This window comes from Paraburkholderia tuberum STM678 (genome assembly GCF_902833905.1).
GTDB lineage: Bacteria > Pseudomonadota > Gammaproteobacteria > Burkholderiales > Burkholderiaceae > Paraburkholderia > Paraburkholderia tuberum.
The window spans coordinates 13196-28433 of sequence record NZ_CADFGP010000005.1; the positions used below are offsets into that span (position 1 = coordinate 13196).

The 15238-nt window shown below is 65.2% G+C and carries 11 protein-coding genes and 1 pseudogene; 9 read left to right on the top strand and 3 right to left on the bottom strand.

Annotated elements, in window-relative coordinates:
• The first annotated feature begins 554 nt into the window (after positions 1 to 554).
• From nirB to HWY30_RS05250, 6 genes and pseudogenes are all read left to right on the top strand, one after another.
• Positions 555 to 3095 (top strand): nitrite reductase large subunit NirB, encoded by a 2541-nt coding sequence (nirB, locus tag HWY30_RS05225; protein ID WP_090804867.1) that lies wholly within the window; start codon positions 555 to 557, stop codon positions 3093 to 3095.
• A 39-nt stretch (positions 3096 to 3134) separates the two neighbouring features.
• Positions 3135 to 3500: a nitrite reductase small subunit NirD gene (nirD, locus tag HWY30_RS05230; protein WP_090804870.1), complete on the top strand. Its 366-nt coding sequence runs from the start codon at positions 3135 to 3137 to the stop codon at positions 3498 to 3500.
• Positions 3501 to 3550: 50 nt separating this feature from the next.
• Positions 3551 to 7735, top strand: coding sequence for a bifunctional nitrate reductase/sulfite reductase flavoprotein subunit alpha (locus tag HWY30_RS05235; RefSeq protein ID WP_090805772.1), 4185 nt, complete (start codon positions 3551 to 3553; stop codon positions 7733 to 7735).
• Between the two features lie 170 nt (positions 7736 to 7905).
• A complete protein-coding gene (locus HWY30_RS05240; protein WP_090804872.1) occupies positions 7906 to 9273 on the top strand; it encodes an MFS transporter in 1368 nt (455 codons plus the stop codon).
• Positions 9260 to 9691: an SRPBCC family protein gene (locus HWY30_RS05245; RefSeq protein ID WP_090804874.1), complete on the top strand. Its 432-nt coding sequence runs from the start codon at positions 9260 to 9262 to the stop codon at positions 9689 to 9691. The genes HWY30_RS05240 and HWY30_RS05245 overlap by 14 nt, the downstream gene beginning before the upstream one ends.
• Positions 9675 to 10042 (top strand): annotated as a pseudogene (locus HWY30_RS05250) (ArsR/SmtB family transcription factor). Before HWY30_RS05245 ends, HWY30_RS05250 begins: the two are co-directional and overlap by 17 nt.
• Positions 10043 to 10245: 203 nt before the next feature.
• On the opposite strand, the gene HWY30_RS05255 reads toward HWY30_RS05250, so the two are convergent.
• Both HWY30_RS05255 and tam read right to left on the bottom strand, forming a co-directional pair.
• On the bottom strand, positions 10246 to 10611 hold the full coding sequence (locus tag HWY30_RS05255) for a hypothetical protein (protein ID WP_026225375.1): 366 nt from the start codon (positions 10609 to 10611) through the stop codon (positions 10246 to 10248).
• Between the two features lie 261 nt (positions 10612 to 10872).
• The gene (tam, locus tag HWY30_RS05260; protein ID WP_090804876.1) at positions 10873 to 11673 is read right to left on the bottom strand and encodes a trans-aconitate 2-methyltransferase; all 801 of its coding nucleotides are present in this window, start codon (positions 11671 to 11673) and stop codon (positions 10873 to 10875) included.
• A gap of 96 nt (positions 11674 to 11769) precedes the next feature.
• On the opposite strand from tam, the gene HWY30_RS05265 reads away from it, so the two are divergent.
• The 3 genes from HWY30_RS05265 to HWY30_RS05275 all read left to right on the top strand — a co-directional run bounded on the left by HWY30_RS05265 (position 11770) and on the right by HWY30_RS05275 (position 13878).
• On the top strand, positions 11770 to 12669 hold the full coding sequence (locus HWY30_RS05265; protein ID WP_090804878.1) for a LysR family transcriptional regulator: 900 nt from the start codon (positions 11770 to 11772) through the stop codon (positions 12667 to 12669).
• Between the two features lie 84 nt (positions 12670 to 12753).
• Positions 12754 to 13377, top strand: a complete 624-nt coding sequence (locus HWY30_RS05270) for a glutathione S-transferase family protein (protein WP_090804880.1) — start codon at positions 12754 to 12756, stop codon at positions 13375 to 13377.
• Positions 13378 to 13533: 156 nt separating this feature from the next.
• Positions 13534 to 13878: a Rap1a family protein gene (locus HWY30_RS05275; protein WP_090804882.1), complete on the top strand. Its 345-nt coding sequence runs from the start codon at positions 13534 to 13536 to the stop codon at positions 13876 to 13878.
• Positions 13879 to 13959: 81 nt separating this feature from the next.
• Here the strand turns inward: HWY30_RS05275 and fabV are convergent, their stop codons facing one another.
• The gene (gene fabV, locus HWY30_RS05280; protein WP_090804884.1) at positions 13960 to 15156 is read right to left on the bottom strand and encodes an enoyl-ACP reductase FabV; all 1197 of its coding nucleotides are present in this window, start codon (positions 15154 to 15156) and stop codon (positions 13960 to 13962) included.
• Positions 15157 to 15238 lie beyond the last annotated feature (82 nt).

Here is a 15238-nt window from a genome sequence, read left to right on the forward strand (position 1 = left end):
GAAAACGGCGCCCGCCCGTGAAGATCACGAGGGGACGCCGTTGTCCGTTGCATTGCCTGTCGACGGTTGAGTCTGCGCGTCGCGACGACGTTGCCGCGATGACGTTGCGCAAGAGCAATGCAAGGACCACGCCATCGATCCGATCAAGGCGCGCAAGCCGTTGCCGCACATTGCGATTCACGCGGAAAACATGACGGCGATCGCACGCCCGTGCGCCTTCGTTTCGCACGTCGACAGTGCTGCGTCGCACCATCCCTGTGCCTGGCCGCCTCAAAACGCGTCGCGCGCGGGATCCGCTCCGAAGCCGCGCGACTTGCCGCAAATCCCCGCCACACCGCGCTTTCGGGCGCATTTATCGAAATTGGCACAGCCCTTGCGATAGGCGTTGCCATCGGACCAACGTGGGTTCGTCGCGCTTGCAGCACAACTGCACGCGCCCCGCAGCACCCAACAGGACAACGGCGTCCCCCGAATTCGGCCCCTCGGCTGGATTCGCGGGACGCCGTTTTTTTTTCCGCAATCGCTTTCGCCAGACACCAGAGGACAGCGTGCTCATGAAAATCATCGTTATCGGTCACGGGATGGTCGGCCACAAACTGGTCGAATGCCTGGCGCAACGGGCCGCGCACGATCTCGACATCACGGTGCTGGGCGAAGAATCGCGACCGGCCTACGATCGCGTGCATCTGTCCGAGTTCTTCTCGGGCAAGACCGCCGATGACCTGTCGCTCGTCGAGCCGGGCTTCTTCGAGCGCCACGGCGTGCAACTGAAGCTGAACGCGCGGGCGGTCGCGGTCGATCGCGACGCGCGCACGGTGACGGTCGCGACCGGCGAAACGCTGCCGTACGACCGCCTCGTGTTCGCGACCGGCTCCTATCCGTTCGTGCCGCCGGTGCCGGGCCGCGAGCGCGGCGACTGCTTCGTCTATCGAACGATCGACGATCTCGAAGCGATGCGCGAATGCGGCGCCCGCTCGAAAACGGGCACGGTCGTGGGCGGGGGCCTGCTCGGTCTCGAATGCGCGAAGGCGCTGCGCGACATGGGTCTGCAAACGCACGTGGTCGAATTCGCGCCGCGCCTGATGGCGGTGCAGGTCGACGACGGCGGCGGCCGGGTATTGCGCGGCCGGATCGAAGAGCTTGGCGTCACGGTGCACACGCAGAAGAACACGACGGCGATCGTCGACGGCGAAGCGGGCACGCACCGCATGCAGTTCGCCGACGGCAGCCATCTCGACACCGACATGATCGTGTTCTCCGCCGGCATCCGTCCGCGCGACGATCTCGCGCGCGCATGCGGCCTCGAACTCGGCGCGCGCGGCGGCATCGCCATCGACGACGCGTGCCGCACCAGCGATCCGCACATCTATGCGATCGGCGAATGCGCGCTGTGGCACGGCCAGCTGTTCGGACTCGTCGCGCCCGGCTACGAGATGGCGCGCGTGGTCGCGAAGCAGTTGCTCGGCGACCCGGCCGAATTCGCGGGCGCCGACATGAGCACGAAGCTGAAGCTGATGGGCGTCGACGTCGCCAGCATCGGCGACGCGCACGGCAATACGCCGGGCAGCCGCACCTACCAGTTCAGCGACGAACGCAAGCAGATCTACAAGAAGCTCGTCGTGTCCGATTGCGGCAAGCATCTGCTCGGCGGCGTGATGGTCGGCGACGCGAGCGAATACGGCACGCTGCTGCAGATGATGCTGAACCGCATCGAGCTGCCAGCGTCCCCCGAGTTCCTGATCCTGCCGCAAGCGGACGGCAGCGCGAAGCCGGCGCTCGGCGTCGAGGCGTTGCCCGCGGCCGCGCAGATCTGCTCGTGCAACAACGTGTCGAAGGGCGAGCTGTGCGCAGCCGTGTGCGCGGGCGCGACCGACATCGGCGCGTTGAAGAGCGCGACCGGCGCGGGCACCTCGTGCGGCGGCTGCGTGCCGCTCGTCACGCAGGTGATGAAGGCCGAGATGAAGAAGCAGGGCCTCGCGGTGAACAACCACGTCTGCGAGCACTTCCCGTATTCGCGCCAGGAGCTGTATCACCTCGTGCGCGTCGAGGGAGTGCGCAGTTTCGGCGCGCTGCTCGCCAAGCATGGCCGCGGGCTAGGTTGCGACATCTGCAAGCCGGCGGTCGCGAGCATTCTCGCGTCGTGCTGGAACGAATTCGTGCTGAAGAAGGAGCACGCGTCGCTGCAGGACACCAACGACTACTACCTCGCGAACATCCAGCGCGACGGCACCTATTCGGTCGTGCCGCGCATGCCGGGCGGCGAAGTGACGCCCGACGGCCTGATCGCGGTCGCGCAGGTCGCGAAGAAATATGGCCTCTACACGAAGATCACCGGTGGCCAGCGTGTCGATCTGTTCGGCGCGCGCGTCGAGCAATTGCCGTCGATCTGGGAAGAGCTGATCGCGGCCGGCTTCGAATCGGGTCACGCGTACGGCAAATCGCTGCGTACGGTGAAGTCGTGCGTCGGCTCGACGTGGTGCCGCTATGGCGTCGGCGATTCGGTCGGTCTCGCGGTCGAACTCGAGAATCGCTACAAGGGCCTGCGCACGCCGCACAAGATCAAGTTCGGCGTGTCGGGCTGCACCCGCGAATGCGCGGAAGCGCAGGGCAAGGACGTCGGCGTGATCGCGACCGAGAAGGGCTGGAATCTGTACGTGTGCGGCAACGGCGGCATGAAGCCGCGTCACGCGGAACTGCTCGCCGCGGACCTCGATAAGGCGACGCTCGTGCGCTATATAGACCGCTTCCTGATGTTCTACGTGCGCACCGCCGACCGACTGCAACGCACCAGCGTGTGGCGCGACAACCTCGAAGGCGGGCTCGACTATCTGATCGACGTGATCGTCGACGATCGCCTTGGCGTTGCCAACGAGCTCGAAGTGGAGATGCAGCATGTGGTCGACACGTACGAGTGCGAATGGAAAAAGGCCGTCACCGATCCCGAAACGCGCAAGCGCTTCCGCCATTTCGTCAACAGCGTCGAGTCCGATAGCAACGTCGCCTTCGTCGAGGAGCGCGGACAGATCCGGCCGGCAACGCCCGCCGAGCGGCAGGTGCAGCGCATCGCGATTCCCGTTGTCGTCGAGACGGTTTGACCTCATCCGATTCCCGCTTAACTCAAAAAGAGCCCAGTCATGAAGAACGAACGCTTGCCCCGCGCCTGGACCGCGATCTGCGCACTCGACGACATCGTGCCGAACACCGGCGTTTGCGCGCTCGTCAATGGCGAACAGGTGGCCGTGTTTCACGTCGATGGCGGCCAAGTCGAGTCGCCGGCCGAGCCCGCGGTCTACGCGATCGAAAACTTCGATCCGGGTTCGCACGCGGCGGTGCTGTCGCGCGGACTCGTCGGCAGCCTCGGCGAGCGCATCGTGGTCGCGTCGCCGATCTACAAGCATCACTTCGATCTGCGCACCGGCGAATGCCTCGAAACGCCGTCGTATTCGGTCAGCGCATTTGCCACGCGCGTCGAAAACGGCCAGGTGTGGGTCGCGGTTTGAGGTAGCGGCCTTTGTCCATCGTTCTGATGTTTCAACCCGATCATTCGCGCATGTCTGCTACCAGCGTAAAGAGCGTGTGTCCGTATTGCGGCGTCGGCTGCGGCATGGTGCTGCACGTCGAGGACGGCCAGGTCGTGAAGATCGCTGGCGACAAGGAGCATCCGGCCAACTTTGGCCGGCTCTGCACCAAAGGGCAGTCGGCCCACGTCGCGCTGCGCAAGTCGGGTCGTCTCGAAGGCGCGTTCGTGCGTCGTGCGCGCGACGAAGACCCGGTGCCGCTGCCGATGGCGCAGGCGCTGAGCGATACCGCCGCGCGTCTGCGGCGCGTGCTCGACGAGCATGGTCCCGATGCGCTGTCGTTTTACGTGTCGGGGCAGATGTCGCTCGAAGCGCAGTATCTGGTCAACAAGCTCGCGAAGGGCTTTATCGGCACGAACAATATCGAAGCGAATTCGCGCCTGTGCATGGCGAGCGCGGCGAGCGGCTACAAACTGTCGCTCGGCGCGGACGGTCCGCCCGGCTCGTACGAAGACTTCGATCACGCGGATCTGTTTTTCGTCAGCGGTGCGAATATGGCCGACTGCCACCCGATCCTGTTCCTGCGCATGATGGATCGCGTGAAGGCGGGCGCGAAGCTGATCGTCGTCGATCCGCGCCGCAACACGACCGCCGGGAAAGCCGATCTGTTCCTGCAGATCAAACCCGGCACCGACCTCGCGCTGCTGAACGGTCTGCTGCATCTGCTGCACGAAAACGGCGCAACGGATGCGGCTTTTATCGCCGAACACACCGAAGGCTGGGACGCGATGCCCGCGTTTCTGGCCGGGTACACGCCGGAGAACGTCGCCCGCATCACGGGCCTCGCCGCCGACGACATCCGTCGCGCCGCGCAGATGATCGCGTCGGCCAAAGACTGGATGAGTTGCTGGACGATGGGCCTGAACCAGAGCACGCACGGCACGTGGCACACCAACGCGCTGTGCAATCTGCATCTGGCGACGGGCCGCATCTGCCGGCGCGGCAGTGGGCCGTTCTCGCTGACGGGCCAACCGAACGCGATGGGCGGCCGCGAAATGGGCTATATGGGCCCTGCTCTGCCGGGGCAGCGTTCGGCGCTGGTCGCCGCAGATCGCGCGTTCGTCGAAGCACTGTGGGGCATCGCACCGGGCACGCTCAAAGCGGACGCAGGCACCGGCACGATCGACATGTTCGCGCGCATGGCCGCGGGCGACATCAAGGCGTGCTGGATCATCTGCACGAATCCGGTCGCGACCGTCGCGAACCGGCAGACCGCGATCGCCGGTTTGCGCGCGGCCGAACTCGTGATCGCGCAGGACGCGTTCCTCGATACCGAAACGAACCGCTACGCCGACGTGCTGCTGCCCGGCGCGTTGTGGGCCGAAGCCGAAGGCGTGATGGTCAACTCGGAGCGCAATCTGACGCTGATGCAGCAAGCCATCGAACCGCCCGGCGCGGCGCTGCCCGACTGGCAGATCATCGCGCGCATCGCGTGTGAAATGGGCTTTGCCGATGCGTTCAGCTATGCGAGCGCCGACGAAGTGTTCGCCGAACTCACGCGCGCGGCGAACCCCGCGACCGGCTACGACCTGCGCGGCGCGAGCCATCGCCGCTTGAAGGACTCGCCACTGCAGTGGCCGATCGCGTCGGCCGATTCGTCCGAGCGCAATCCGCTTCGCTATCTGAATGACGGCGTGAGCCAGACACTCAGGGAGTCGGAAGATGGCGGCCACCCGCGCATTGCTTTTCCGACCGCGAGCGGCAGGGCGAAGTTTTTCGCGCGTGCGTATCAGCCCGCGGCCGAGTTGCCCGATCGCGAGTTTCCGATCGTGTTGAACACGGGCCGTCTGCAGCATCAGTGGCACACGATGACCAAGACCGGCAAGGTCGCGATGCTGAACAAGCTGAACCCCGGACCCTTCGTCGAAATTCATCCGGACGACGCGGCCGAACTCGGGATTCGCGCGAAGGACGCGGTCGAGATCCGTTCGCGGCGCGGCCGCGCGGTCCTGCCCGCCGTCGTCACCGATCGTGTGAGCGCGGGTCAGTGCTTCGCACCGATGCACTGGAACGACGTGTTCGGCGACGAACTGTGCATCAATGCGGTGACCAACGACGCGGTCGATCCGGTTTCTCTGCAGCCCGAACTGAAAGTCTGCGCGGTCGCGCTGAGTCCGGTGACGGCGGATCGCGACGCGAGCACTCGCAATGACCACGATGCGCTCTCTACCCCCGCCGACGCAGCGGTTTTAGCGCCAAGCGCGAAGGATCAACCCATGCCTCGTATCGAAGCCCTCACGACTTTGCTGCAACTGCCGCCCGAGCCCGCGCCCATGCCGTCGCTCAGCGACGCGGAGCGCGCTTATCTGGCGGGTTTCGTCAGTGGCCTGCGTTCGGCCGAAGCGCAAGGTCTCGTCAACGTGCCGGTGCTGCCGCACAGCGCACCGTTCGATGCGGTGAAGCGGCTCTATGTCGATGGTCTGCTTGCGGGACTGTATAGCCGCAGCGCGACGACAGCCCAGACGCCAACCGCTGCCTTGCGGCCGAATCTCGCACAGGAAGAGCCACGCGAATCGGGCGTGCGCATCGTGCGCGTGCGGCCGAAGGTCACGCTGTTGTGGGCCTCGCAAACCGGCAACACCGAGTCGCTGACCGAGCGTTACGCGACGCGTCTGATGGAATCGGGCTTCGAAATCCGCACCGCGTGCATGGCCGACTATTCGTTCGCGACGCTCGCGAAGGCGCAATACGTGCTGCTGATGACGAGCACGTTCGGCGACGGCGATGCGCCCGACAACGCGCAGGACTTCTGGACGCAACTGAACGCCGCCACGGCGCCGCGCCTCGACGGCGTGCGTTTCGCGGTGCTCGCGCTCGGCGATCGCAACTACGATCAGTTCTGCGGTCACGGCCGCCGTCTGGACGAGCGGCTCGCCGCGCAGGGTGCGCTGCGTCTGACCGAGCGTGTCGATTGCGATATTGAATATCAGCAGGGCGCCGATGCATGGCTCGAACGCGTGATCGTCTGCATCAAGCAGGCGGATGCCGCGCTGTACGCGGTGCCGCCGGGCGGCATGATCAACGCGGTGGTGGGCGCGGTGCCGACCAGGGCGCGGCCGGCCGCGTCGCGCGTCGTCGGCAATCTGCGCCTGAACCGGCAGGGCGCCGCAAAGGATACCCGCTACGTGTCGCTGCAAACGGGCGAGACGAACCTCGAATACGAAGCGGGCGATGCGCTCGGCGTGTGGCCGAGCAACTGCCCCGAACTCGTCGACGAACTGATCACGCTGAGCGGTCTGCACGCGGAGGCATCGGTGCACGTCGCGGGTATCGGCGACATGCGGCTCGCCGATGCGCTCGGCAAGCACTACGAGATCGCGCGGCCGAGCGCCGAAGCGCTGGCGTTCGTCGCGGCGCGCAGCGGCAACGGCGCGCTGGGCGATCTGCTCGCGCCCGAACGCAAGGCGGATCTGAAGCAATGGCTATGGGGACAGCAGCTCGCCGACGTATTGCACGAGTTTCCGGTGAGCCTCTCGGCCGCCGAGCTGACCGGCATGCTGAAACGCCTGCAGCCGCGTCTGTATTCGATCGCATCGAGCCCGAAGGCGCATCCGGGCGAAGTGCATCTGACGGTGTCGGCGGTGCGGTATACGAATGGGCGGCGGCACCGCAAGGGCGTGTCGTCGACGTTTCTCGCGGATCGCGCAAGCGACACCGACGTGCCCGTGTTCGTGCAGAAGTCCGCGCACTTTCGTCCTCCTCATCAATCGGACACGCCGATGATCATGGTCGGGCCGGGCACCGGCATCGCGCCGTTTCGCGGCTTTCTGCACGAACGGCAGGCACGAGGCGAGCGCGGACGCAACTGGCTGTTCTTCGGCGAACAGCATGCCGCGACCGACTTCTACTATCGCGACGAACTCGAAGCGATGCGCGCGAGCGGTCTGCTGACCCGGCTCGACGTCGCGTTCTCGCGTGACCAGGCCGACAAGATCTATGTGCAGGACCACATGCGCGAACACGGTGCGCAACTGTGGGCATGGCTCGAAGACGGTGCGCACTTCTATGTATGCGGCGACGCGAACCGGATGGCGCGCGATGTCGATGCGGCGCTGAAGGACGTCATCACGACTCACGGTGGCATGAGCGAAGAGAAAGCACTCGAATACGTGAGCCGTCTGACGCGCGAAAAGCGTTATGCACGCGACGTGTATTGAGCCGCCGATGCGTTGCAGAAGATGCCTTTAAAAAGGCCTCGTAACGGACAACACGATGGCATGACGCTTGCGTGTCGAGTCCCAGTGAAAACTCCGGGCGACATGCCGGCGCAAAACACAAGTAACGCAGCAACTGGACTACCCGGCATTTTATTTACTGAGGATCTCTGATGAAAAACGTGATTCACTCCCTGCGAAGCGGTGATTGGCGCGCACTCGTCGCCTGCTTTCTGTATTTCGACACGGGCTTCACCGTCTGGGTGCTGTATGGGCCGCTCGCGCCGTTCATCAGCAAGAGCATCGCGATGACGCCCGCGCAGCAGGGTCTGCTCGTCGCGGTGCCGGTGTTGTCCGCGGCGATTCTGCGCGTGACGCTCGGCAATCTGTATCAGTCCGCGCATGGCAAACGCATTGCGTTGATGGGCGTGCTACTGTCGGCGGTGCCGACGATCGTGCTGCCGTTGCTGCAATCGGTGCCGTCGTACGAAATGCTGCTGGTGCTCGGCGTGTTCCTTGGCGTCGGCGGCGCCAGCTTCGCGGTCGCGCTGCCGATGGCCGGCAGTAACTATCCGCCGAAAGTGCAGGGCCTCGTCTTGGGACTGGCCGCGGCCGGCAACATCGGCGCGGTGCTCGACGGCTTTCTGTTCCCGCAACTGGCGACGCGCTACGGTTGGCAACTCGCCGCGGGCGGCGCCTTGCCGCTGCTCGCGATCGCCGCGATCACGCTGTACTTCTGGGCCAACGACGCGGGCGTCAAAACCGGCAGCGTGCTGCGCGCCTTCGGCAGTTTCGCGACGACGCTGGTCGGCCTGATCGCGCTCGTGCTGCTCGTCGAAGCGGGGCTATTCGGCGCGGGCAAGACCGGCGTGCTGCTGCTGCCGGTGATCGGTGCGCTGCTGGCGATCGCGGTGCTGCCGCAACGCTACCGCTCGGTGCTCGCCGAGCGCGATACATGGGTCATCATGCTCGTCTATAGCATCACGTTCGGCGGTTTCGTCGGTATGTCCTCGTATGTGTCGCTGCTGCTGACCAACCTCTATCAACTGTCGAAAATCGACGCGGGCCTGTTCATGGCGCTGCTCGCCGCGACCGGCGCGATGGTGCGCCCGCTCGGCGGTCTGATTGCCGACCGCGTGTCGGGCGTGCGCGCGCTGACCGTGCTGCTGGCGATCATCGCGGTTTGCGATTTCCTGTTCGCGGCGGCGATGCCGTCGCTCGCGGGCGGCATTGCGTTGCTGCTCTGCCTCTATGTCGCGTTCGGACTCGGCAATGGCGCGACGTTCCAGCTCGTGCCGCATCGCTGGGCCGGCCGCACCGGGCTGATGTCCGGCATCGTCGGCGCGGCGGGCGGCATCGGCGGCTTCTATCTGCCGGTCGTGATGGGCATCGCGAAGGAAAGCACCGGCAGCTATCAAATGGGCTTCGCGACGTTCGGCACACTGTCGGCTTGCGCGTTCCTTGCGATCGTCGCGCTGCGCCGGCCGTGGATGGCGTGGTCGATGCAAACCGGCGTCATGCACGCGCATGCGACGGAGTAAGGCGCCGCGCTCGCGCGTCTGGCGTGCGCTGTCCAACGCCGAGGAATTCGGCAAATGGTTCGGCGTGAATCTCACCGGCAAGCGGTTCGTCGCGGGGCAATCCACGCAGGGGCACATCACCTATCCAGGCTATGAGCATCTGCTGATGAACGTGCTGGTCGAGCGTGTCGAGCCCGAGCATCATCTGTCGTGGCGCTGGCATCCGGCCGCGATCGACATCACGATCGACTACACGCCTGAGCCGACCACGCTCGTGGAATTCGATCTGAGCGACGTCGAGTCGGGCACGCTGCTGCGCGTCGTCGAATCGGGCTTCGACCAGTTGCCGGTCGGGCGCCGCGCGCAAGCGTTCCGGCTGAACGACGGCGGCTGGGAGCAGCAGATGGTCAACGTCGAGCGATATGTCGGCGCGAGCTAGGGCGGCCCCCGCGAGGGCGGGCCTCAAGGCGGCGACACTGCGCAGTTCGGCGGCGGTGTTCGCGCGGCGCTCGGTGACGAGACGCGTCTGCGGCTTGTCGCGGCGTTGTGCGCGGGCAGTGCGATGTCGATCGCGCAGCTGACGGCCGGCACCGACATCACGCGGCAGTCGGTCACGCAGCATCTGCAGGTGCTGGCCGACGCGGGCCTCGTGCACGACGTGAAGGTCGGACGCGAGCGCCTGTGGGCGTTCGAGCCCACGCATCTCGACGCGGCACGCCGCGCGCTCGACGCGATTTCGCGGCAGTGGGATCAGGCGCTGCTGAAGCTGAAGACGATGGTCGAAGAATGAAGGGCGGGCGTCCGTGGTGATTGCACGAACCGAGCCGGCCCGCGGATTGGCCGCCTGCCGGTAGGCTGTACGCGACGGCGGGTGCCGCATTTTTTACCGACTGCGAGCGGCACGTCGTGCATGGAAGCGCGGAACAACGCAAAAAGGGGCCAAAAAATTGGCCCCCAATCCGCTGTAAAAAAGGAAGAAAAACGAGCCCGCGACTAATCGGCGATCCGCTTGTCGGCCAGCGCGTTCTGGCAGTCGGCCAGAACCTGCCGGACGAGCCGGGCTTGCGGGTCGAGTTCGTCGGTATCGAGAATTTCTTCAACCGCGTCGCGCGCCCAGTCGGCATCGACGAAGCGCGCGTGGCGCCGCGCGATTTCGACCGCGGTGGCCGACAGCTTCGCGACGCACAGCCAGTCGGCTTCGCGCGCGCGGCGGTCGAGCCACTTGTGCGCGGACTGCACGTGAAACGCCGCGTCGGGCCAGTCTTCGTTCAGATAATAAGCGCCGAGGCTTCCGCATGTGAGCCAGCACAACAGCTCCAGGCGGTCACGGGGACTCAGATGTTGGCGTACATCACTCATGGCGACGCTCGCTGCAGTAAATGGCTTCCCGGTGAGGCCGGCGGGCGCCGTCCTCCGCTTTTTACACACGCTTTTTACAAACAGTAGCATGCGGAATTCCCGGGCGGCAATTCCTGACCACCCTTAGCGTGCGGCGCCGCCACAGGTGGGGTTTTCGGGCGGTGCGTCAGCGTGGTGCGCCGGCGATCTGATCGCCCCGGGACGACCCGCCGCAGCCGAAGCGCCGGCATTTACCGGCTCGCAGCGGTTCCCGGCGCGGCTTCAACGTTCGCCGCGCGTCGTCGCGACGATGAAAAACCGCGGAAACGGCAGCAGCACCGTGCCATCGGCGAGCGCCGGGTAGGCTCTGACGATTTCGTCGCGATAGCGTTGCACAAACGCGCCGCGTTCGGCGTCGTCGAGCGCGGCGAGAAACGGCCGCAGCGCGCTGCCCTTGAACCATTCGACCACCGCGTCGGCGCCCGCGAGCGGGTGGTGATAGACCGTGCGCCACACGTCGACGCGCGCACACAGCGGCTTGAGCAGCGCGTAGTACCAGTTTGCGTCGTAGCGCATGGTGCGCTCGATACCGTTCAGCTTCGTCGCCCAAGGCCCGTCGATGGCGATTTCGCGCAGCAGCCGGTGCGCCGGTTCGTCGAGATTGTCGGGCATCTGCACGGCGAGGCTGCCGCCCCTGGCAAGTTTTGCCACCAGCGCGGGGAACAGCCGCTCGTGGTCCGGCACCCATTGCAGCACCGCGTTCGCGAGGATCACGTCGTAGGGGCCGTGCGCGTCCCACGTCGAAACGTCGCTGATCTCGAAGCGACATTGCGGCAGCCGCCGACGGGCCGCCGCGATCATGTCGGCGGAGCTGTCGATGCCGCTGACCGACGCGCCCGGCACCCGCTCGGCCAGCACCTCGGTCGAGTTGCCCGGGCCGCAGCCGATGTCGACCGCGAGCCGCGCGCCGTTCAAGGGCACCGCCGCGAGCAGATCGCGGACCGGCCGCGTGCGCTCGTTCTCGAACAGCATGTACTGCTTCGCGTGCCAATCGCTATGCTCGTTCGTGGTTTTGTCGGTCATCTTTTGCTCCTTCGCGGGGTTCGTTGCGGCCTCATTCTCGGCCGCTGACAGCCTAGAGTAAAATGAATTTATAATCCCGATTACTTCATTTTTCTAATGAAAATCGACACGCTCGGCGTGCAGGCTTTCGTCGCGATTGCCGATCGCGGCAGCTTCCAAAGCGCGGCGGATTCGCTGCACGTCACGCAAACCGCGATCACGCAGCGGCTGCGCAAGCTCGAAAGCTATCTCGGCGTCACGCTGATCGAGCGCACCACGCGTTCGATGGCGCTCACCGAAATCGGTCGCAATTTTCTGCCGCAGGCGCGTCGGCTGCTCGGCGAGCTGGCGGACGCGCTCGTCGAGATCCGCGAAACGGGCATCGCGCGACGCGGCGACGTGTCGATCGCGTGCGTGCCGACCGTCGGCGTTCAGTATCTGCCGCGCATCCTGCAGGCGTATTCGGCGCGCTATCCGCACAATCGCATCAAGATTCTCGATCACGCGTCGTCGGCGGTGGAGGAGGCCGTGTTGCGCAGAGAGGTCGAGTTCGGCATCAATATCGCGCGCGAGCATCATCCCGATCTCGCCACCGTGCCGCTCACCGAAGACCGCTACGTGCTGATCTGCCACGAGGACCATCCACTCGCGAAGCGGCGGCGCATCGCATGGCGGCAGTTGCAGCCGTTCCCGCTGATTTTCGCCGGCGAGGTCAGCGGTAATCGCGCGCTGCTCGACGTCGCGCTGGAATCGAGCGAGCTCGCGCTGCGTTCGTTCTACGAGGTGCAGCGCAGTTCGACCGCCGTCGGACTCGTCGCGCAACGCGTCGGCGCGGCCGTGGTGCCCGCGCTCGCGCTGCAGAACGGCGCGTATCCGAGCGTGCGCACCGTCGAGCTCACGCAGCCCACCGTGTCGCGCACGCTGGTGCTCGTCGCGCGCAAGACCGCGCAGTTGTCACCGGCCGCGCAGGCGCTGTACGACATGATCCGCGAACAGGCGACGCTGAAAACCGGATGACGGCGCGCCGCGCGCAAGGCAAACTGGCTGGCTTCCGAGTTTCATTCCTTCAACCCGTTCAATCCACGCGGTACCCAACGACTCATGCTGCAGATACTCGGCAAGACCACCTCGATCAACGTGCGCAAGGTGTTGTGGACCTGCGCGGAACTTGGGCTTGCGTTCGAACAGGAAGACTGGGGCTCGGGCTTTCGCTCGACCGAGGTCGCCGAATTCCGCGCGCTGAACCCGAACGCGATGGTCCCCGTGATCCGCGACGGCGACTTCGTGTTGTGGGAATCGAACTCGATCATCCGTTACCTCGCGAACCGTTATCGGGGTGACGGGCTGTATCCGGCCGATCCGGTCGAGCGCGCGCGCTGTGATCAATGGATCGACTGGCAGGCGAGCGAATTGAACCGCTCGTGGAGCTACGCGTTTCTCGCGCTCGTGCGGCACTCGCCCGAGCATCAGGACCCGCGCCAGATCGCCGCGTCGTGCGCGAACTGGTCGAAGCATATGGCGATCGTCGAGCAGCAACTCGCGCGCACCGGTGCGTATATCGCGGGCGACGCGTTTTCGCTCGCCGATATTCCGATCGCGCTGTCCGCGAACCGCTGGCTCGAAACGCCGCAGCAGCACGACGATTTGCCGGCGCTGGCCGCTTATATGGCACGCCTGGCCGGGCGCGACGGGTATCGCAAGCACTGCCGAAACGGCACGCCGTAATCGTTGATTCGCGCGCTTCTGCAATCTGCCGGTGCTTACAGAAGCCGCCTTCAATGCTGACGCTCTGCTTGTGAATTCCCGCGCTCGACGGCTTCTGCGCGGTGCACCCCGCGTCGCCTACAATGGCGGCCATCTAGCGACATTGAAGGTTCAACGATGCGGTTAACGAAATTCGCGCTGGCTTTGCTGGCGGCGTGCTTCACTCTGAACGCGAGCGCCGAAATGACGGCCGCGCAATACAAGCGCTGGGCACACGCCGACAACAACTCGATCTATGCGGCGTACATCACGGGCACGATCAACGCGTTCGGCTGGGCGAACGGCGATCTGGTCGCGAGGAAACAGCCGCAGCTGTTCTGTCCGCCACCAACGCTCGCGATCGGCAACCAGACGGTCTATCCGTTGCTCGATGCGTTCTTCGCGAACCATCCGGGCATTTCCGAGGATTTTCCAATCGGGCTCGCGATTCTGCGCGCGTTGCAGGGCGCGTATCCGTGCTGACGTGTTGAAGGAGTGAGGGGAGGGAGGCAAAGAGGGGCAACCTCAGGGGCGAACTCGCGAAACGGGCCCGCCCCCGCTGGATCAAACCTGCACGAGATTCGGAATCTGCACGTCCGGATTGACGTCCGCGTCGTAATCGACGCCCTTCATTTCAAAGCCGAACAGGCGCAGGAAATCGGTCTTGTAGCCCGCGAAATCGGTGAGTTCGTAGATGTTGTCGTTGCTCACCTGGTTCCACAGCTCCTGCACGCGGCCTTGCACCTGCGGATCGAGTTCCTTGTAGTCGGCGCGCAGACGGCCTTCGTCGTCCAGATGCGGCTGGCTGCCATAGAGGCTGTCCTTGTACAGGCCGTAGACCTGCTCGATACAGCCTTCGTGCGTGCCTTTTTCCTTCATCACCTTGAAGAGCAGCGACAGATAGAGCGGCATCATCGGAATCGCCGAGCTTGCCTGCGTGACGACTGCCTTCAGCACCGCGACGCGCGCATCGCCGCCCTTGGCCGCGAGCTTTGAGCGGATCCCGAGCACTTTCTGGTCGAGATCTTTCTTGGCCGCGCCGATCGAGCCGTTCCAGTAGATGTCGTGGGTGATCTTCTCGCCGAGGTAGGTGAACGCGGTGGTCCTGGCGCCGTCGGCGAGCACGCCGGCAACGCCCAACGCGTCCATCCACATCTGCCAGTCCTCGCCGCCCATCACCGCGACCGTGTGCGCGATTTCTTCCGGCGTGGCCGGTTCGAGCACGGTTTCCTTGATCACTTCCTTGTCGGTGTCGATGCCGCGCAGATTGACAGCCTTGCCGATCGGCTTGAGCACCGAGCTGAACACTTCACCGGTCTTCGGGTGCTGGCGCTTCGGCGCCGCGAGGCTATAGACGACCAGATCGACCTGGCCGAGATCGCGCTTGATCACTTCGATCGTGCGCGCCTTCACTTCGTCGGAGAACGCGTCGCCGTTGATGCTGGTCGCGTACAGGCCTTCGGCGGTGGCGAACTTCTCGAACGCCGCGGTGTTGTACCAGCCGGCCGTGCCAGCCTTGGTTTCGCTGCCGGCGCGCTCGAAGAACACGCCGAGGGTCGACGCGCCCGAGCCGAACGCTGCGCTAATGCGGGCGGCGAGGCCATAGCCGGTCGACGCGCCGATCACGAGCACCTTCTTCGGGCCGTTGGCGATGGGGCCGCGTGCCTTCACATACTCGATCTGTTCCTTGACGTTGGCTTCACAGCCGGTCGGATGGGTCGATACACAGATGAAGCCACGCACACGCGGTTTGATGATCATGAAGCACCTCTTGTCGGAATTGGCGACATTATAGTGGCCCCGCCGGAGCCGCACTCCATGCCGCGAACGAAGCAAAAACCGG

Excerpts from the sequence above, each read along its gene's own strand:
- HWY30_RS05265 (WP_090804878.1), top strand. The coding sequence starts at position 11,770 with ATGAAAATCGACACGCTCGGCGTGCAGGCTTTCGTCGCGATTGCCGAT.
- nirB (WP_090804867.1), top strand. The coding sequence starts at position 555 with ATGAAAATCATCGTTATCGGTCACGGGATGGTCGGCCACAAACTGGTC.
- HWY30_RS05245 (WP_090804874.1), top strand. The coding sequence starts at position 9,260 with ATGCGACGGAGTAAGGCGCCGCGCTCGCGCGTCTGGCGTGCGCTGTCC.
- HWY30_RS05275 (WP_090804882.1), top strand. The coding sequence starts at position 13,534 with ATGCGGTTAACGAAATTCGCGCTGGCTTTGCTGGCGGCGTGCTTCACT.
- HWY30_RS05240 (WP_090804872.1), top strand. The coding sequence starts at position 7,906 with ATGAAAAACGTGATTCACTCCCTGCGAAGCGGTGATTGGCGCGCACTC.
- tam (WP_090804876.1), bottom strand. The coding sequence starts at position 11,673 with ATGACCGACAAAACCACGAACGAGCATAGCGATTGGCACGCGAAGCAG.
- fabV (WP_090804884.1), bottom strand. The coding sequence starts at position 15,156 with ATGATCATCAAACCGCGTGTGCGTGGCTTCATCTGTGTATCGACCCAT.
- nirD (WP_090804870.1), top strand. The coding sequence starts at position 3,135 with ATGAAGAACGAACGCTTGCCCCGCGCCTGGACCGCGATCTGCGCACTC.
- HWY30_RS05255 (WP_026225375.1), bottom strand. The coding sequence starts at position 10,611 with ATGAGTGATGTACGCCAACATCTGAGTCCCCGTGACCGCCTGGAGCTG.
- HWY30_RS05235 (WP_090805772.1), top strand. The coding sequence starts at position 3,551 with ATGTCTGCTACCAGCGTAAAGAGCGTGTGTCCGTATTGCGGCGTCGGC.
- HWY30_RS05270 (WP_090804880.1), top strand. The coding sequence starts at position 12,754 with ATGCTGCAGATACTCGGCAAGACCACCTCGATCAACGTGCGCAAGGTG.